We start from the raw sequence: 17,492 nt of genomic DNA, 5'->3' as shown, positions 1-17,492 counted from the left end.
ATACCAGGTATACGTTGGATACCGATCATCGGTCGACGAAGGGAACCACCCGTGAGTGTTCAGCTGCTCTCCCCGGCAGGGATGGCCCAGCCTGTCCCGTACCACCACGTGTCGATCGCCACCGGCACCCGCCATGTGCAGGTCGCCGGCCAGGTCGGCCGCGACGCCGACGGCAAGCCGGCCGGCGACGTCGACGACCTCGCCGACCAGGTCGCGCAGGCGCTGCGCAACACCGCACGCGGTCTCGCCGGTGCCGGCGCGAGCTTTGCCGACGTCGTCCGACTCCGGTTCTACGTCACCGACTGGACACCGGAGCAGATGGACGAGTTCATGGCCGGCGTGGCCCGGGTGGCCGACGAGGTCGGCCTCCCGCAACCGCTGCCGCCGTCGTCGCTGATCGGCGTCGAGGTGCTGTACGCACCGGACGTACGCGTCGAGATCGAAGCCGACGCCGTCCTCGACTGACGGGCCCGGGTCGCAGCCGGGCGGACCCGGGGCCACGGTCGCAGTCCTACCGGCGAGGTGCGAGTGGCTGCGGCGTCAGCGGGGCACCAGCCCGTTCTGGTACGCCCACACCACCGTCTGCAGCCGGTCCCGTACCCCGATCTTCGCCATCGCCCGCCCCAGATGCGACTTGACGGTGCTGGTCTCGATGAACAGCTCGTCGGCGATCTCGTTGTTGGACAGGCCCTTGGCGAGCAGCCGGACGATCTCGGCCTCCCGCGGGGTGAGCTGGTGCGCGGCCGCCGACTCGGTCGGCGCCACCGCCCGCCGCCGGGCGAACTCGGCGATCACCCGGCGGGTCACCGTCTGGTCGACCAGGCCGTACCCGCTGGCCAACCGACGAATCGCGTCGACCAGCTCCTCCGGCTCGCAGTCTTTCAGGATGAAACCGCTGGCCCCGGATTCGAGCGCGCCGAAGACGTACTCGTCGAGGTCGAACGTGGTCACCACCAGGACGGCCGGTGGCCGCTCGCCCGCCTCGGCCAGGATCTGCCGGGTCGCGGTGAGCCCGTCCCCGCCGGGCATCCGCACGTCCATGCAGATCACGTCGGGACGCAGCTGCCGGGCGGCGGTCACCGCAGCTGACCCGCTGGACGCCTCCGCCACCACCTCGATCTCCTCGGCCTGCTCCAGCAGCACCCGGAAACCGGCCCGCACCACCGCCTGGTCGTCGACCAGCATCACGCGGATCGTCCCGGTGCCGCCCTCGGCCCCACTGTCCATCTGTGTCCCGGTCACGACCGGTCGCCTCCCTTGTCTGTCAGTGTCGCGGTGACCGACCAGCCACCGTCGGCGGTCGGACCGGCCGCGAACCGGGCACCGATCAGCTGTGCCCGTTCCCGCATGCCGACGAGCCCGACGCCGCTGCTGGCCCGGGCCGCCGGTGCGGGTCGGCGCGCCGGTGGAGCGTTGCGCACCGACACGGCCACCTCGCGCGGCAGGTAGCGCAGCACCACCCGGACCGACGCGCCGGGGGCGTGCTGGCGGGCGTTCGACAACGATTCCTGCACCATCCGGTACAGCGCGACGTCGGCGATCGGCGGCACCGGGCGGGGTACGCCGTCGACATCGAACTCGACCGGCGTACCCAGGTCCCGGGCAGTGCGGACCAGCTCGCCCAGCACCCCCAGTCCGGGGACCGGCACGTTTCCCCCGCCGGGCCCGGACGCCTCGTCGGCCCGGTCACCCGGGGTGCCCCGCAACACCCCGACGACCAGCCGCAGGTTGTCCAGCGTCTCCTTGCCCTGCGACCGGATCCAGGCCACCCCCTCCTTCGCCGCGGCCGGATCCCGGTCGATCAGCCGGTGCACCGCCGCCGCCTGCACCACCATGCCGGACAGGTGGTGGGCGGCGACGTCGTGCAGCTCCCGAGCCATCTGGGTGCGTTCCGCACCGATCGCCGCCCGCACCTTCGCCTGCTGGGTCCGGACCACCTCAGCCGCCTGCAACCGCAGCAGCTGTACGTAGCTTCGGCGGGTCGCCACGTAGTTGCCGACGGCGAATGCGCCGAGGTTGGACATCGCGCTCGACCCAGCCGGGCCGAGCGCTGCCAGCAGCAGGGCCGGTGTCGTCGCGGCGGCGATGACGAACGCCGCCGTCGCCTCGACCGCTACCGCCGCGCCGACCAGCGCCAAGGCCCGCCGGGCCGGCAGTAGAGCCCCGATGGTGTACGCGACGACGATCGGTGCGAGCCCGCGGATCGTCGCGTCCGGCGGAGACAGGGCGATCATCACCACCTGCAGTCCGACGGCGCCGACGAGGCAGACCACCGGGCGGACCCGACGCAGACAGAGCAGCAGTGCCTGCCCGACACCGAGCGCGACGAGCAACCAGGCCTGCGCTGGGTCGAGCACGATCTCGCCCGGCGGTGTCACGACCCAGAACACAGCCGCCATCAACGTGAACGTCAGCCCGGCGACGCCGACCGCGAGCAGGCAGTCCCGGGCGAACGGCCCGGCGACCCCGAGGCGGGCGAGCAGTACGTCCAACCGCTTCGTCAACCGGGACGGGTCCGCCGGCCCGGTCGGCCCAGCGGCCGGTGCGGTGACCGGGTCGCCCCCGATGTGGTCGTTCACCGTGTCAGCATCCTCTACTCGTTGAGCGAGACGGATCGGGCGGGTCGCGACGGTCAGTAGGAGATGTTGGGTGAGAGCAGCATGAACTCGACAGCGAACCACCCTGTACCGGTCAGAGCCAGCAGGACCAGGGCGCTGCCGGCGATCCGCGACCAGCCGACCCGCCGGCGGATGTCGTCGGCCAGCCGGACCGCTGCGGGGATCACCCCGAGCAGGCCGATCAGCTGAGCCACCTGCACGTTGCGCAACGAGACGGTGGAGAGGTTCTCCATGCCCATGATGAGCACGATGCTCCCCACCCAGCCGCCGATCGCGAGCAGAGCGCTGACGACGGCGACCCGGCTCAGAATGCGTGCGGTGCGGCCGGCCCGATCACGTGGTGCCCGCCGCAGCAGCCGGCGACCGATCGCCCCGATCGGCCAGGCCAGGACGGTGAGCAGCAGGACAAGCACCGAGGCGGCGATCACCGGGATGGCCAGGTAGGTGCTGCGCGCGGCCTCGACGGGCACCAGTGCGAACGCGGAGTCGAAGCTGATCGCGTCGACCTTGCCGTCGACCGCCCGTATCGCGACCGTGTTCTGCCCGCCGACCTCACGCCAGACCCAGGGCTCGATCTCTTCGTAGACGGCGGCGGAATCGGACAGCGGGCGGGGCTCGAACAGCAGCCGATCGCCGTCCTGGACGCTCACCGTGGTCCGCCCGACCAGGCCGAACAGGGTCATGAAGTTGCTCTCGACGGCGCGGGAGCTTCCGTACGTGCCGGCAGCCAGCGCGGCTCGTTCGGCAGAGCCGGCCGGTGAGTTGTTCACCGGTGTGTCGTTCACTGCGGTATCGGGCACTGCCGGGAAGTAGCGGTCGGCGAAAGCCTTCGTCAGGTTCTGCCGAAGCTCGTGGACGGCCAGTCCCGAAGTCCCGGTGCTGTTGAGCGAGACGAACAGGCCGGCGCCTTCCTCCGGGTAGATCTGCAGGTGCGAGTGGAAGTACTGGGTATCGCCGCCGTGCCCGATGATCCGTCGGCCGTTGCGGCTCTCGTCGAAGAAGCCCAACGTCATCCTCGGTGCACCGGCGAGGGTGCCGAGCGTGGACTCGTCGAGCGCCGGCTGGTGCATCAGCTCCAGCGTCGATTCGTCGAGCATCGGGGTGTCGCCGACGGGTTCGCCCAGGTGGGCGAGCATGAAGCGGGCCATGTCCGGGGCCGAGGCGCTCATCGACCCGGCGGGCGGGGTGCCGATGATCTCGAAATACCCGGCCGGCGAGGACACGTTGTCGTAGCCGTTCGACACCCGGTCGGCCAGATCGGCCGGCAGCGGTTGGCGGAACGACGACGAGGTCATGCCGAGGCGGTCGAAGATGTTCTCCTCGACGTACTCCTCGAAGGTCAGCCCGCTGACCCGTTCGACGATGTAGCCGGCCAACGAGTTGCCGTAGTTGGAGTAGGCCGGCATGGTGCCCGGCCGGTAGACCTGCTCCGGTGGGTCGGTGACGAGCGCCTTGCGCAGGTCGACCTGGGTGCCTTCCTCACCGATCAGGCCGGCGATCCGCTCCTCGAAGCCGGCGGTGTGGGTCAGCAGGTGCCGCATGGTGATCGGCTCGTCGAAGCTTCGCGGCAGGTCGTAGTCGAGGTAGGTGTCGATGTCGGCGTCGAGGTCGATGCTGCCGGACTCGACGAGCTGCATGGCGGCGGTCGCGGTGATCAGCTTCGACACCGAACCGATCCGGAACAGGTGCTCCTGCGGGTCGACCGGCACGGCGGACGAGCCGCCGGCCCCGGTGTCGGCGTCGCCGTACCCCCGGGTGGTCACGATCTCGCCGTTGCTGACGACGGCGACCGTCGCCCCGGCGATCTTGTTGTCGCGCAACGCCGCCGGTAGCCGCTCGTCGAGCCAGGCGTTGACGTCGCTGGCGTCCAGGACGGTAGCTCCGGTGGCCGCAGCCGGGGCGTCGATCGTCGGGTCCGGCTCCTGCGCGGCAGCCGTCCCGCCGCTGCCGGCGACGCCGGCCCCGACGGCGAGGGCGGTCACCAGGGCGGCGCCGAGGCGGCGCAGCCGGCGTCCCGGCGTGGGCGGGGTATGCGCTGGTGCATCGTTCGCGTTCATGGGAATCAGCCTGCTGCAGCGGCGGGGTTGGGCCATCTGGCGCGGGACCACATTCGACCTGCGACCAAAGTAGGAGATCGCCTACCTCCACAGGTATTACCGTTGACGCCTCATCGAGGCGGGGAGGCCGGATTGAGCGGCGAACTGGTGCTGGTGACCGGCGGATCCGGGTTCATCGGCGCGCACTGCGTACGGCATCTGCTGCAGGCTGGCTACCGGGTCCGCACGACCGTCCGCGCGGCGGGCCGGCAGGCCGACGTACGGGCGATGATCGCCGCCGGCGGGGTCGAGCCGGGGGAGGCACTCAGCTTCGCCACCGCCGACCTGCTGACCGACGACGGCTGGCCGGCGGCGGTCGCCGGCTGCGACTACGTGCTGCACGTCGCCTCTCCGGTGCCGTTGGCCGAGCCGCAGCAGGAGGAGGACGTCGTCGCGCCGGCCCGTGACGGCGTCCGCCGGGTGCTGAGCGCCGCCCGTGCCGCCGGAGTCCGGCGTACGGTGCTGACCTCGTCGTTCGCCGCCGTCAAGTTCGGCGACCGGGCCGGCGGGCGGGTCTTCACCGAGGCCGACTGGAGCGACCCGGCCGGCGGCGAGACGATGTCGGCGTACGCGAAATCGAAGCTGTACGCCGAACGCGCCGCCTGGGACCTGGTGGCCGACGCCGGTGCCGGTTCCGCCGGCTCCGGCGCGGGCGGCGGGATGGAGCTGGCCGTGGTCAACCCGGTCGGGGTGTTCGGGCCGGTGCTCGGACCGCAGCCCTCCCTCTGGGCCGACCTGGTCGGCAAGCTGCTCGACGGCCGGCAACGGCTGCTACCCAGGATGTGGGTCAACGTGGTCGACGTCCGCGACGTCGCCGACCTGCACCTGCGGGCGATGACCGACCCGGCCGCCGCCGGGGAACGTTTCCTGGCCAGCGCCGGCGGCATGTCGTTGCCGCAGCTCGCCGCCCTGCTGCGGGACCGGTTCGGGGACGCGGCCGGCAAGGTGCCGACCCGGACCCTGCCGGACTGGGCGGTCCGGGTCGCCGCCCGGTTCAGCCCACGCGCCGCCTTCGTGGTGCCGGAGCTCGGGGAGCCCCGGCAGGCGTCGGCTGACAAGGCACGGCAGCTGCTGGGCTGGCAGCCACGCCCGGCTGAGGACGCCGTGATTGCCATGGCGACCAGCCTGATCGGCCGGCGCTGACCGGGTGCGCCACGGATCGAGGTGACGCCTACGCACGTCTCGACGGCGTTTTAGGGTGCGTAGGCGTCACCTCGATGATGGACCTCAGGGCACTGTCGTCAGGAGACGGTGCAGGCGGCCCCGTTCAGGGTGAAGGCGGTCGGCTCGGGGGTGCCGGAGCCGGTGCCGTTGAACCCGATGGTCGCCGTACCGGTCGGCACGAGCGTCGCGTTCCACGACAGCGAGGCCGCGGTGACGTTCTGGCCGCTGGTGCCGTACGTGGCGGACCACCCGTTGCTGAACGACTGCCCGGACGGCAGCGTGAACGCCAGCGTCCAGCCGTTGATCGTGCTGCTGCCGGTGTTGGTGATGACGATGTTGGTGGTGAACGTCGAACCGCCGGGGTAGACGACGTACTCGACGTTGCAGGAGCCCGACGACGTCGGCGTGTTCACGGTGACCGCCGACGAGTACGCCGACGTGTTACCGGCGGCGTCCCTGGCCCGCACCCGGAACTGGTACGACGTGCCGGCGGTCAACCCGGTCGCGGCGTACGAGTTCGTCGTCGAGGTGCCGACCAGCGTGAAGCTGCCGCCACCGGTGGACCGCTGGATGTCGTAGCCGGTCACCGCGACGTTGTCGGTCGACGCCGTCCAGCTCAGGCTGGCCGAGGTCGAGGTGACGCCCGAGGCGACCGGGGTGCCGGGAGTCGACGGCGCGGTGGTGTCGGTGACCGTGCCACCCGGGTCGGCGTACAGCAGCCGGTTGGCCGACCCGGTGCCGATGCCGGTCAGCACGTTCGTGGTCGCGGCACCCAGCAGGGCCGTCTTGGCCTGCGCCAGCGTCGCGGTCGGGTTGGTCTCCAGGTAGCGGGCCACCCAGCCGGCGACGTGCGGCGCGGCCATCGACGTGCCGGACCAGCCGGCGGCGACCGCAGTGTCGCCGGAGTTGCCGGCCGAGGTGATGCTCGCGCCGGGGGCGAAGACGTCGATGCAGGAGCCGAAGTTGGAGCTGGACCACCGGGCGTCGGAGCTCGTGGTCGCGCCCACCACGATGCCGCGCGGCGACCGGGGGTTGTTGCCGCAGGCGTCACCGTTGTTGTTGCCGGCGGCGAAGACCGCGAACACCCCGGCGTCGATCATGTTCTCGACGGCCGTGTTCACCAGGGTGCCGTAGTTCTGCAGGCTCATGTTCGCCACCGACCGGGGCCCGGCGTTCGCCGCCACCCAGTCCAGGCCCTCGATGAGGTCCGCCTGGCTGCCGAAGTTGAGGCAGTCCAACACCCGTACGTCGCGGATCTGGACGTCCTTGGCGACGCCGTACGTCGTACCGCCGATGGTGCCGGAGACGTGCGTGCCGTGGCCGTGGCAGTCACCCGGGCTGTTGCCGTCGTTGACCGCGTCGTAGGCGAACTGCGCCCGGGTGCCGAAGTCGGTGTGGGTCGTCCGGATCCCGCTGTCCAGCACGTAGACCGTGGTCCCGGTGCCGTCGGTGTCGTAGCTGAACGACTGGTCGAGCGGCAGGTTCCGCTGGTCCACCCGGTCCAGGCCCCACGACGGCGGGTTGGGCTGCGTGGTGGCACCGCCGCCGGTGGGCGCGGGCTCGATGGCCTGCACCCGCGAGTCGGCCTGGATGAAGGCCACGTTCGGGTTGGCCCGTACGGTGTCGAGGGCACGGGCGTCCAGCTTCGCGGAGAAGCCGCGCAGCACCCGCGCGTACCGGTGGATCTCCCGACCGCCGGCGCGCTCGGCGACGGCAGCGGGCTCGTTGGCGGCGCCGCCGACGACCGGCTGGTCCTTGAGTACGACGATGTAGCCGCCATTCGGCGTGCCTGTTTCGGCAGGCAGCAGCGGCGCGAGTGCGGTCGACTGCTGGGCGGAAGCGGGAGTGGATCCGAGTACGACGAAAGTGGCGGTAATTGCGGCTGCTGCTACCGCAGAAATGCGGTATCGGCGCTGTGCGGACATGGAGATGCTGCCCTCCTGGGCACGGTGACGCATGGACTGCCAGCGAACGTGACGGCGTGTGTCCGGGCGGTCAGTCGCCGGGGTGACCGGGCGCTGCGGCCGGACGGAGCGCTCGACCCCCGTCGCCTGCAATTGGATCACGGGCGCAGACGCCGGCCAATACCTCGATCTTCTGCAACATGAATAAACTCTGTTAAGGAACGGGTGTGGCCAGGAGCTGTTCAAGGAATCGTAAAAACACGATCCGCGCGTGATTGCCCTCACCCTGTCAAATAGCCGACCGGGAGCGTGGGCCAAATCGTGTTATTTCCCGGATGGCCCTATTTGCTGCACCTTCGGTGCCGGGTCAGTTGAGTAGGCGTGCGGCCCAGTAGATCTGCCGGTCGGGGCCGATGCTGACCAGGGCGACCATGAGATCGTCGACGGCGGCGGGAGCGGACGCGACCGCGAACTCCGGCGGGTTGTCCGGGCGCGCTGGGTGCAGGACGAAGGAGTACGTGACCGGGGTGGCGTCGACCGCGGTGACGGTAACGACGTTGCCGGAGGTGTAGAAGCCGCCGTTGCTCTCGCGGTCGCCGACGCCCTGCAGCCAGGGATAGCGCTCTTCGACAGCGTTGAGAACGCCGTCGGAGCCTGTCCCGACCTCGTCCGGTCGATTCGACGTGGCGGAGATGAACCCCGGCAGGGTGCGGGTCCGTTTGTCGATCACCGCGATGATGAGCATCGCGCCGGGCTTCGCCTGTAGTGGCGGCGTCCACACGACCTGGCCGAGGAAGACCTGGTCACCGTCGGCGGAGATTTCCAGTTGTTGGCCGCCGAAGGCGGCGTCCGCGGTGGCCTGATCGACCAGGCGCAGGGTCGCGGTCGCGTTCAACACCTCCGGCCCGTACGGCGACCGCAGGTACCACCACCGCCAGCCACCGATGCCTGCGGCCGCAACGAGCACGGCAGCGACCAGCCCGATGATCCACACTGCCCGGTGCCTCATCCGGGCAGTACAGCACAACGCGGTGGGCCCGGCGGTGCCTCGCGCGCGAATCTGACACCCGATCGCAGCGGAGCAGGATTCACTTCCTGGCCCGAATGCCGGATCATCGGGTACGTCGGTGAGGAGCCCCGCCGTGACGATGAACCAGACCCGAGCGTGCCTCGATGCCCGACCGCCTGCAGCAACGCCCCTCGAAGCGCTGGTCCCGGCGGTCAGCGTGGAGCCCGCGCCACGTTGTCGCCAGTGTCAGTCTTCCGCTGAGGGCGGCTTCATGCGTTATTGGTCAGGCGGCGAGGCCGAGGAGTTCGGTGGCGCGGGTGGTGAAGTGGCGTACCTCGGGGAGTGTGCCGTACGGCTTCAGGCGATGTTGGAGGTCTTTGACGGTCTCCAGCGTGCGGGAAGAGTTGACGGAGGCGGCCAGCTCGACGACGTGAGCGGCTCGGGTGGCGGCGGCTTCGACGTCTGCGCGGTCGAGGTCGGCGGTGGCGAGGGCGGCGTGGCTGAGGGCGGCACGGCGGGCGCGGCCCTGGTGGCGAGCCGCTTCGGCGGATGCGGTGGCGAAGCGTTGTCCGGTCGATTTGATCGCAGCCGCAGCGGCTGTCGAGTACGGTGCCACTCTGCTCCACTACGACCGCGACTTCGACCTGATCGCCGAGGTCGGCGGACCTCGTAGCGAGTGGGTGGCCCCACCCGGCACTCTGTGACGTGCATGGCTGGTGCCGGTCGAGTGGCGGTGGCGGTTCAGCCGAGGCTGGCCTGCCAGGCGAGGCGGACGGCGAGCAGCCCGATGATGCCGTTGCCGGCCAGTGCGGTGATCAGCCGGCCGCGTGGACTCGCCAGCACGCGGCCGAGGATCGCGCCGCCGGAGGCCAGCAGCAGTTGCCAGCTGGCCGAGGCGACGAACGCCGCCCCAACGAACGCCGCCCCGACGAGCATCCGGCTGTCGGTGGACGTCGCCGGGTCGCCCTGGTAGCCGACCACCAGGGCAGCGAAGTAGACGATGGTCATCGGGTTCAGCAGCGTCAGCCCGACGAAGGCGACGTACGTCCGGGCGATCGACGCGGTCGGCATCGGCCGCGTCGCGTCGGCCGCCGTGCGGTGGGTCCGCGCCGCTGCGACGATCCCGCGTACGGCGATCGCGCCGAGCACCACAGCGGCGACTGCTTGCAGAGTGTCGATTGCCGGTTGGAGCAGCCGGGCGATCGCCGCACCACTGACCACGGCGGCGACGGCGTACAGCCCGTCGGCGGTGGCGGTGCCGAGCCCGGCCGCAGCACCGTGGCGCAGCGACACCTGCGCGGCAAGGGTGACGATCAGGACCCCGACCGCGCCGACCGGGATCGCGATGCCGTAGCCGGCGAACAGTCCGGATGTCAGCGCCTCGATCACGGCAGGACTATGCCGACCCGCCGGATCAGGCGGCAACCAGTTATGGCGCCCTCGTCCGGTCCGGGGCCAGCGCATCGTACGGGGATCGCCGGGTGACGCGCCGACGCCGCTCACGGGTAGCCGACCAGAATGTGGGCCGACGCGTTGACGGGCTCGAATGTATTGACTACCGTCACTGCCAGTCTGGGGATGTTAACGTTCGTCAATGTCTCGCGGGTAGGGGTGATCACGACAATCGCTCAAGCCGCCGCAGTTGACGACCACCGTATGGAGGACCGCTTGAAGCGCGTCATGACCACTGCCACCGCCGTCGCTGCGGCGGCGGCCATGATCCTGACCGCCGGCTGTACCCCGGGGTCGGGCGGCGGCTCCGGATCGTCGGACCCGAACACATTCGAGTTCTGGTCGTTCACCGGGATCAACCAGCAGGCATCCGTCGATGCGTACACCAGGGACCGACCGGACATCGACGTCAAGCTCACCGAAGTGGGCGACACCAGCGAAACAGCCCAGGCGCTCACCGCCGCACTGGCCGGTGGCAAGGTGCCCGACCTGGTGCTGATCCAGGGCGACAACATGCCGAAGTTCATGCAGGCCCCGGAGAACTTCGTGGACCTGACCACGCTCGGCGCCGACCAGATGACCGGCGACTACCTCGACTGGGTCATCTCACAGTCGACCACCGAGGACGGCAAGGTTATCGGAATACCGACCGACGTCGGCGGCATGGCGATCGCGTACCGAACCGACCTGTTCGCCGCCGCCGGCCTGCCCACCGACCGGGACGAGGTCTCCGAACTGTGGCCGACCTGGGACGCGTTCCTGGAGGTCGGCAAGCAGTACGTCGCGGCAACTGGCAAGCCGTTCCTGGACAACACCCCGACGAGCATCTTCTTCCAAGCGGTCAACCAGGGCTCGGAACGCTACTACGACGCCAACCGCGAGCTGTCCTACGACAAGAATCCGCAGGTCAAGGCGGCGTTCGATCTGACGCTGCAGATGTACGAGGCGGGCATCTCCGGTCGGATCGCCTCCTGGACGCCCGGCTGGACCGCCGGCATGAGCAAGGGCGACTTCGCGGTGATGTCGGCACCGTCCTGGATGCTCAACGCGATCAAGACCAACGCCCCGGACAGCGCCGGAAAATGGGACGTCGCCACCATTCCGGGCGGTTCCGGGAACTGGGGCGGCAGCTACCTCGCCATCCCCGCGCGGGCGCAGAACCCGGCTGCGGCCTGGGACTACATCGCCACGATGCAGTCACCCGAGGGCCAGCTCGCGCATTTCCTGGAGCACGGGGCGCTGCCGACCACGCCGTCGGTCTACACCGACCCGCAGTTGCTCGCGAAGACCGACCCGTTCTTCTCCGACGCGCCGATCGGCCAGATCTACACCGAGTCCGTGGTGAACATCGAGCCGTTCTACATCGGCCCCGACGACGCCACCATCGGCACCGAACTGCTCAACACGCTCACCAGCGTGGAGCAGGGCCAGGTCGCACCCGACGACGCGTGGGAAACCGCGCTCACCAACGTCAGGAACGCCCTCCGCGGCTGAGCAGACGACCCACGTGCGGCGGCCGCCGGAGCATCCGGCCGGCCGCCGCGTGTCACGGAAGGTGAGCGCTGTGACCACCATGCTCAGCCCGGCCACGGCCCGCCGGACCGCCAGCCGGCCGGGCCGGTCCCGGCAGATCCAGCAGGGCGTACGGGAACGACTGGCGCCGTACGCGTACGTCGCGCCCTTCTTTCTGCTCTTCTTCATTTTCGGGCTCTTCCCGCTGCTGTTCACGTTCTACATCGCCCTGTTCGACTGGAATCCGATCGGCGAACGCAGCTACGTGGGGCTGAAGAACTTCTCCGACCTCGTCGACGACCCCCGGTTCTGGGGTGCACTGCGCAACACGTTCAGCATCTGGCTGCTGTCGACGGTTCCGCAGCTGCTGATCGCGCTCGGCATGGCGCACGTGCTCAACCACGTACGGCTGCGGGCGGCCACCCTGTTCCGGATGTCGATGCTGGTCCCCTACGTCACCTCTGTGGCCGCGACGACCATCGTCTTCGCCCAGCTGTTCGACCGCGACTACGGCATGCTCAACTGGCTCCTCGGGCTGCTGGGATTCGAGCACGTCGACTTCACCGCGTCGCTGTGGGGCAGCCACTTCATGATCGCGGTGATGGTCGCCTGGCGGTGGACCGGCTACAACACCCTGCTGTACCTCGCCTCACTGCAGGCGGTTCCCCGGGACCTGTACGAGGCCGCCGCCGTCGACGGCGCCAACGGCTGGAAGCAGTTCCGGCACATCACCGTGCCCTCGCTGCGACCGATCATCGTTTTCACCGTCATTACCTCGACGATCGGCGGGCTGCAGATCTTCACCGAGCCGCTGCTGGCCAACCCGGTGGGTGGACTCACCTGCGGCGCGGCGCGGCAGTGCCAGACCCTCACCCTGTTCCTCTACGAGCAGGCCTTCGGCCGGTTCCACTTCGGCTACGGCGCGGCCATCGGCGTCGCGCTCTTCGTGATGGTCGTGATCATCTCCGCGATCAACTACCTCCTGGTCACCCGCATCCGCTCGGAGAGCGCATGAACCCCGCACCCTCGACCGACGCGGGCGTCGACCCCGCATCGTCCTCCGGCGGGCGCGCGCCGCATCGCCGACGCAGCGCCAACCGGATCCACCCGGCCGTGTACGTGGCGCTCGGCGGCATGGTGTTCTTCAGCGTGTTCCCGCTCTACTGGATGTTCGTGGTGGCCACCACCGACTCGGCCACCGCGTACAACCTGCCGCCGCGCGTGCTGCCCGGCGGCAACTTCTTCCACCTGGCCAGCCTGGTCTTCGAGATCGTGCCGTTCGTGCAGGCGCTGATGAACAGCCTGGTCGTGGCCACCTCGATCGGCGTGGGTCAGGCGTTCCTCTGCGCGCTGGCCGGCTTCGCCTTCGCCAAGCTGTCCTTCCGGGGCCGCAACACCTTGTTCCTCATCGTGGTGCTGACGATGACGGTGCCGACCCAGCTCGCAGTCGTGCCGCAGTACCTGATCATGTCCCGCTTCAACTGGGTGGACACCCTTCAGGCGTTGATCGTCCCTGGGCTGGTGAGCGCGTTCGGCATCTTCTGGATGCGGCAGCACATCGGCAACGTGGTCGACGACGAGCTGATGAACGCCGCCCGGGTGGACGGGGCGACGACCTGGCAGATCTTCTGGCGCATCGCGTTCCCGGTGGTCCGCCCGGCGGCGATGATCCTGGGCCTGTTCGGCTTCGTCAACGCCTGGAACGACTTCCTGTGGCCGTTCATCGTGCTGAAGTCCCCGGAACGGTACACCGTCCAGATCGCCATCAAGGCACTGCAGAACAACCGGGACATTGACCTGGGCCTGGCCATGTCCGGCTCGTTCCTGGCCACGTTGCCGGTGCTGGTGTTGTTCGTCTTCGTCGGCCGGCGCCTGGTGCAGGGAATCATGGAAGGGGCGTTCAAGGGCTGACCAGTTCCCGGGCTGCTGCCAGGTCAGCGGCGGGTGGCGGCCCAGGTCAGCGGCGGGCGGCCAGCGCCCCGGCAGCGGTGGCGCCGAACCCGACCGCCATCAACGGCAGGCCGATCCCGAACGGCAGTTCCCCGACCCAGTTGATGTTGCTGCGCTCCGGCAGGCCGCCGAGGGTCACCGCGACGACGGCAGCGGCCATGAACAGGCCGGCGACGGCGGCGCCGGCGCTGAGCAGAGCGAGCTCGACGCTGCGCCGGGCCCAGAGACTGGCGAGGATCGCGACGGCCAGGAAGACCACGACCCACCAGACCCAGCCGCCCCCGCTGCTGACCGTCAGGTAGCTCCAGCCCGAGTACCACCATTGGTGACGGTCGGTCGTCTTGAACCAGGGGAGCAGGAAGCCGAGCAGCGCGGTGACCGTCCCGACCAGCATCAGCGCGTCCGGTGCGGGGCGGTACGACTTCTGCGGTGTCTCCACGAACGGCGACGTTAGCAGCGTGGTGCTACTTCTTCCGCCGGGTCCTGCGGGCTCGCCGACTCCGCCGGCTGTCGGTCCTGCCGCTGGTGGCGGCGGTCTCGGTGACGCTGCGCCGGATGCGTTCGACGGTGTGCCAGTTGAAGGTCATGCCGGCCGCCAGCATGATCAGGAACGCTGCGGCCGCCGTCAGCATGGTGGCGACGTAGCCGCCATCGGCGGCGATGCTGATCGTGGCGAAGATGGCGCTGGCGGCGAGGGCGAGACTGGCGATGACACCGAAGGCGAGCGAACCCTGGAGGCGGTCCGCCGTCCGCAGACCCAGTGACAGTCGCACGATGTCCCGGACGCCGAGTTTGATGTCCACGGTGGTGGGCGTGCGGCCGATGTACGGATCCTTTGGTGCGGGCTCACTCTGCAGGTCGATCGACCGGGTCACCCTGGCTCGTGCTGCCATCGTGCCACCTCGCTGATCGGCGGGGTGAAGGTGTCTGCGCGGCCACCTCCAGGTCGGCGATCCAGCCGACCTGCTCTCACGTTAGCAGCATGTGAGTGATGTAAGCATTAAGCGAGTAGCTTCCGATGGTCATCGACAGGCAATCATGCACGCTACTGGGCAGGGGTCGTCCGAGATCCGGTGTGACGTGGCCGTCGGTCCTGGTTGCCGTAATGTCGGTTTTGGCCGGGGATGCTTGGGTGCATTTAGCTGCTCGCCAGGCATGTATCATACCTTCAGGGGATGGCTGCTCCGCTGGTCGGCGGATAGGGAGGTACCTGCGTGCAACTTGACGACTACCGGTTTGGGAGGCAGCATTGCTACATGCATCGTGGTGATAGTACGCAGACGCCGAGGTCGTACCAGACCTGACTCATCCGCGGAAGCCGGCCCATCTGACCAACCAAGGTCGAGATGCCGGTGAGCCGTGGCTTTGTGCGTTCATGGACGTATGGTCGACAAGGCAATCAGTGTGGCGGTGACCCGTGGCCGCGCGTCGAAAGGCGCAGCGGTCGGGCGTACCCGCCGCCGACGGAGGTGAGAACTGTCATGAGCTCTGGTAAGAGTCGCCCTGCGGCGGTCAAGGAACCCGGCACCAGCTCACCGCACACCGATCCTCCGCACGGCTCTCCAGCGGCACCCGAGCCGCCACCGCCTGCCGCGCCAGGTGGGGCCGGCGGGCTCGTCCGGGTGACGGTCAACCTGACCCCACGGTCGGCCGATGCGCTCGACAAGATCAGCGTGGCGACCGGTCTGTCGAAGACCGACGTGATCAACCGCGCCCTGCAGATCTACCAGGTGGTCGAGGATCTGCTCGACCGTGGCGAGGGCAGCATCCTGGTACGCCACCCCAACGGCGAGCACGAGCGGGTGTACATCATCTGACCCGCCGGTCAGTCGTCCCGGTCGACCCGATGCCGGCGCAACCTGACATCGGCGTCGCTGCTGGGCCGCTCGAAGTCGGCAAGGTTCAGCTGCACGCCGGGCCGACCTGCCGTCCGCCGTCGCGGTGAATGATCGACGACAATGTCCGCCCGGGGAGTCGGCTCCTCGTCGGAAAGGTCGATCCGGCCGGTGCGTTCTGGCATGGGTCGTCCTTCCGTCGGCAAGCGCTGATTCGGGGATTCGACGATCGTCGTCGCCACACTGTGCCAGAGTCGTGTCGGCCTGTTGGTGCTCCTTCCGGTGGGACGTAGCGGACTTTCAGCCGATCCGACCGGCTACCTGGGTGTCCTGTCCTGACAGTCGTCTGTGTATCGACCGTGATTCGGCTCATCGTGCCGGGTGTCAACGGCATCGGCTGATTGTCGGTGGCGCGCCGTCGGGCAGTGCGATCACCGGGACCGTCGGGGCGGTCACCGTCGCGCGTGGGCCGAGCGCAGCTAAGCAGCCGTACGCCTTCGTCAGTACCGCCGACGGCCACCTGTGGGCGAACCGGTGGACCGGTGCCGGATGGTCCTGGTAGGACCTAGGTGTCCCGTTCGACGGTGTCCGGGTCGCTACCGGCGTCGGCGTGCTCGCCGTTGCGCAGTCCCTCAACGGGCCGCAGGTGCCGCAGACCTTCGTGGTCGGGTCGGACGGCAACCTGTGGCTGCACTACTGGGGATCCGGCACCGGCGACTGGCTCAACTACGGCACCCCGCGCGACGGGACGTTCGAGTATATCGATGGCAGCGACGTCGTCGGGGTAGCCAACCTGCGCGTCACCGCCACCAGCCCGGACCGTCCGCAGGTGTTCCTGCTGGACCGGCGGGGCAATCTGTGGCGGGGCGCCGAAAACGGCAGAGCCTGGACCTGGACCAACCACGGCCTGGCACCGTTCGCCTTCGTCGGCAACCTCAGCATCATGTACGCGTTGAGCTGGACCGGCAGTGAGTACACGTGGACGGCGCAGGGCGGTCCGGGCAGCGGTGTCTACCGGCGGCGGGGTGGTGCGGTCGCCGTCGCGGACACCCCGCTGGTGCGGCAGCGGCCGTACGTGTTCACCGTCGACCTGGAGGGCGGCGTGATCGAGTGCAACTGGTTCACACCGCAGCAGCAGTGGGTCTGGTCGCCGCAGGCTGGCACCGACGCGCTCGGTATCGATCCGACCGCCGGGGTCGCCCTCGGCATCCAGGACGCCCCGCTGCTGCCGGATCGGCCGTACGTCTTCTACTGGTCCCGGCAGGGTCCCACTCAGCTGATGGTCAACTTCCGGGGCCTGGCGCCCTGACCGGCCGGTCGGCGGCGGTGCCCGAGGTGGCCGCCGCCCAGCGGGCGAGGGCTTCGCCGACCCGGTGAAAGCCTTCGCCGATGGCGGTGAAGGCGTAGCCGCCGTCGGCGAGTCGCTGGATGAGCCCGCGTCGTTCCAGGTCGGTGAGGCGCTGGGTGAGGGTGACCTGGTTGACGCCGGTGTCGCGGGCCAGGTCGGTGAAGCGACGCGGGCCGACCAGCAGCGCGCAGTGCAGTTCCAGCATCCAGCGCTCCTGCATCAGTGCCAGCAGGTCGTCGAGCTGGTGGTGGCGGGCGTCCGGGTCGCTGGTGTCCCCGGCCCAGGCAGCCATCTCGGCGAGGACGGGGCGCAACCCGGCACCGGTCGGCGTCAGCGCGTACCGGGTGCCCGGTGGGTTGGTGTCGATCACCGTACGGCTGACGATGCCGGCCGCCTCCAGCTCGCCGAGCCGGCGGGCCAGGGTGCTCGGCCCGACCGCCGGGACCGCCCGGCGCAGGTCGTTGAAGCCGGCCGGGCCGTCGAGCAGCGTGTGCACGACGTGCAGCGTCCAACGGCCCCGCAGCCTACCCACGGCGGCCAGCAGTACGCCCTGCTCGACCTGCACGTCGCCACTGTATCCAGCGGCACTCTTGTTAGAGAGTAG

The 17,492-nt window shown here is 69.6% G+C and carries 18 protein-coding genes; 7 read left to right on the top strand and 11 right to left on the bottom strand.

The genetic code is table 11. The features are described 5' to 3' along the window. The first annotated feature begins 51 nt into the window (after positions 1-51). Entirely contained in the window at positions 52-465 is a 414-nt protein-coding gene (locus O7623_RS14890) for a Rid family hydrolase (RefSeq protein WP_282229220.1), read from the top strand. 75 nt (positions 466-540) lie between these two features. On the opposite strand, the gene O7623_RS14885 is transcribed toward O7623_RS14890, so the two are convergent. Genes O7623_RS14885 through O7623_RS14875 form a run of 3 tightly spaced genes read right to left on the bottom strand, consistent with a single transcriptional unit; the run spans position 541 to position 4,675 of the window. Further along, positions 541-1,227, bottom strand: coding sequence for a response regulator transcription factor (locus tag O7623_RS14885; protein WP_282229419.1), 687 nt, complete (start codon positions 1,225-1,227; stop codon positions 541-543). Positions 1,228-1,238: 11 nt separating this feature from the next. After that, positions 1,239-2,579 carry a histidine kinase gene (locus O7623_RS14880; protein ID WP_282229219.1) on the bottom strand — a complete coding sequence of 447 codons (1,341 nt, stop codon included), beginning with the start codon at positions 2,577-2,579 and terminating at the stop codon, positions 1,239-1,241. Between the two features lie 53 nt (positions 2,580-2,632). Further along, positions 2,633-4,675, bottom strand: a complete 2,043-nt coding sequence (locus tag O7623_RS14875; protein ID WP_282229218.1) for a serine hydrolase domain-containing protein — start codon at positions 4,673-4,675, stop codon at positions 2,633-2,635. 132 nt (positions 4,676-4,807) lie between these two features. On the opposite strand from O7623_RS14875, the gene O7623_RS14870 reads away from it, so the two are divergent. Further along, on the top strand, positions 4,808-5,857 hold the full coding sequence (locus tag O7623_RS14870) for an aldehyde reductase (protein WP_282229217.1): 1,050 nt from the start codon (positions 4,808-4,810) through the stop codon (positions 5,855-5,857). A 98-nt stretch (positions 5,858-5,955) separates the two neighbouring features. Here O7623_RS14870 and O7623_RS14865 read toward each other — a convergent pair whose 3' ends face one another. The 4 genes from O7623_RS14865 to O7623_RS14850 all read right to left on the bottom strand — a co-directional run bounded on the left by O7623_RS14865 (position 5,956) and on the right by O7623_RS14850 (position 10,180). Next, positions 5,956-7,836 carry a S8 family serine peptidase gene (locus O7623_RS14865; protein WP_282229216.1) on the bottom strand — a complete coding sequence of 627 codons (1,881 nt, stop codon included), beginning with the start codon at positions 7,834-7,836 and terminating at the stop codon, positions 5,956-5,958. A 313-nt stretch (positions 7,837-8,149) separates the two neighbouring features. After that, positions 8,150-8,791, bottom strand: a complete 642-nt coding sequence (locus O7623_RS14860) for a hypothetical protein (protein ID WP_282229215.1) — start codon at positions 8,789-8,791, stop codon at positions 8,150-8,152. A gap of 283 nt (positions 8,792-9,074) precedes the next feature. Then, complete coding sequence (locus O7623_RS14855; protein WP_282229214.1) at positions 9,075-9,407, bottom strand: hypothetical protein; 333 nt, start codon at positions 9,405-9,407, stop codon at positions 9,075-9,077. 125 nt (positions 9,408-9,532) lie between these two features. Beyond that, positions 9,533-10,180: a LysE family transporter gene (locus tag O7623_RS14850; protein ID WP_282229213.1), complete on the bottom strand. Its 648-nt coding sequence runs from the start codon at positions 10,178-10,180 to the stop codon at positions 9,533-9,535. A 291-nt stretch (positions 10,181-10,471) separates the two neighbouring features. On the opposite strand from O7623_RS14850, the gene O7623_RS14845 reads away from it, so the two are divergent. The 3 genes from O7623_RS14845 to O7623_RS14835 all read left to right on the top strand — a co-directional run bounded on the left by O7623_RS14845 (position 10,472) and on the right by O7623_RS14835 (position 13,666). Continuing rightward, entirely contained in the window at positions 10,472-11,737 is a 1,266-nt protein-coding gene (locus O7623_RS14845) for an extracellular solute-binding protein (protein WP_282229212.1), read from the top strand. Positions 11,738-11,816: 79 nt separating this feature from the next. Beyond that, a complete protein-coding gene (locus O7623_RS14840) occupies positions 11,817-12,770 on the top strand; it encodes a sugar ABC transporter permease (RefSeq protein ID WP_282229418.1) in 954 nt (317 codons plus the stop codon). Further along, positions 12,767-13,666, top strand: coding sequence for a carbohydrate ABC transporter permease (locus O7623_RS14835; RefSeq protein ID WP_282229211.1), 900 nt, complete (start codon positions 12,767-12,769; stop codon positions 13,664-13,666). Before O7623_RS14840 ends, O7623_RS14835 begins: the two co-directional genes overlap by 4 nt. Positions 13,667-13,712: 46 nt before the next feature. Here O7623_RS14835 and O7623_RS14830 read toward each other — a convergent pair whose 3' ends face one another. Together O7623_RS14830 and O7623_RS14825 are read right to left on the bottom strand one after the other, a co-directional pair. Next, a complete protein-coding gene (locus O7623_RS14830; protein WP_282229210.1) occupies positions 13,713-14,144 on the bottom strand; it encodes a hypothetical protein in 432 nt (143 codons plus the stop codon). 25 nt (positions 14,145-14,169) lie between these two features. Then, entirely contained in the window at positions 14,170-14,598 is a 429-nt protein-coding gene (locus O7623_RS14825) for a hypothetical protein (RefSeq protein ID WP_282229209.1), read from the bottom strand. A 588-nt stretch (positions 14,599-15,186) separates the two neighbouring features. Here O7623_RS14825 and O7623_RS14820 point away from each other — a divergent pair. Continuing rightward, complete coding sequence (locus O7623_RS14820; protein WP_282229208.1) at positions 15,187-15,522, top strand: hypothetical protein; 336 nt, start codon at positions 15,187-15,189, stop codon at positions 15,520-15,522. An 8-nt stretch (positions 15,523-15,530) separates the two neighbouring features. Here O7623_RS14820 and O7623_RS14815 read toward each other — a convergent pair whose 3' ends face one another. Beyond that, positions 15,531-15,782 carry a hypothetical protein gene (locus O7623_RS14815; protein ID WP_282229207.1) on the bottom strand — a complete coding sequence of 84 codons (252 nt, stop codon included), beginning with the start codon at positions 15,780-15,782 and terminating at the stop codon, positions 15,531-15,533. 368 nt (positions 15,783-16,150) lie between these two features. Here O7623_RS14815 and O7623_RS14810 point away from each other — a divergent pair, with 368 nt between their 5' ends. Continuing rightward, positions 16,151-16,849: a hypothetical protein gene (locus tag O7623_RS14810; RefSeq protein ID WP_282229206.1), complete on the top strand. Its 699-nt coding sequence runs from the start codon at positions 16,151-16,153 to the stop codon at positions 16,847-16,849. On the opposite strand, the gene O7623_RS14805 is transcribed toward O7623_RS14810, so the two are convergent. Beyond that, positions 16,824-17,453 carry a winged helix-turn-helix transcriptional regulator gene (locus O7623_RS14805; RefSeq protein ID WP_282229205.1) on the bottom strand — a complete coding sequence of 210 codons (630 nt, stop codon included), beginning with the start codon at positions 17,451-17,453 and terminating at the stop codon, positions 16,824-16,826. The genes O7623_RS14810 and O7623_RS14805 overlap by 26 nt on opposite strands. Positions 17,454-17,492: the final 39 nt, after the last annotated feature.

The sequence above is a fragment of the Solwaraspora sp. WMMD791 genome, from assembly GCF_029581195.1.
Taxonomy (GTDB): Bacteria; Actinomycetota; Actinomycetes; order Mycobacteriales; family Micromonosporaceae; genus Micromonospora_E.
Note: the sequence above shows the minus strand (reverse complement) of the source record. Positions and strands in the feature narration are given on the sequence as shown.

Coding starts and splice junctions, on each gene's coding strand:
- O7623_RS14885 (WP_282229419.1), bottom strand. CDS start 1,227: ATGGACAGTGGGGCCGAGGGCGGCACCGGGACGATCCGCGTGATGCTG.
- O7623_RS14875 (WP_282229218.1), bottom strand. CDS start 4,675: ATGAACGCGAACGATGCACCAGCGCATACCCCGCCCACGCCGGGACGC.
- O7623_RS14865 (WP_282229216.1), bottom strand. CDS start 7,836: ATGCGTCACCGTGCCCAGGAGGGCAGCATCTCCATGTCCGCACAGCGC.
- O7623_RS14860 (WP_282229215.1), bottom strand. CDS start 8,791: ATGAGGCACCGGGCAGTGTGGATCATCGGGCTGGTCGCTGCCGTGCTC.
- O7623_RS14845 (WP_282229212.1), top strand. CDS start 10,472: ATGACCACTGCCACCGCCGTCGCTGCGGCGGCGGCCATGATCCTGACC.
- O7623_RS14840 (WP_282229418.1), top strand. CDS start 11,817: ATGCTCAGCCCGGCCACGGCCCGCCGGACCGCCAGCCGGCCGGGCCGG.
- O7623_RS14835 (WP_282229211.1), top strand. CDS start 12,767: ATGAACCCCGCACCCTCGACCGACGCGGGCGTCGACCCCGCATCGTCC.
- O7623_RS14825 (WP_282229209.1), bottom strand. CDS start 14,598: ATGGCAGCACGAGCCAGGGTGACCCGGTCGATCGACCTGCAGAGTGAG.
- O7623_RS14820 (WP_282229208.1), top strand. CDS start 15,187: ATGAGCTCTGGTAAGAGTCGCCCTGCGGCGGTCAAGGAACCCGGCACC.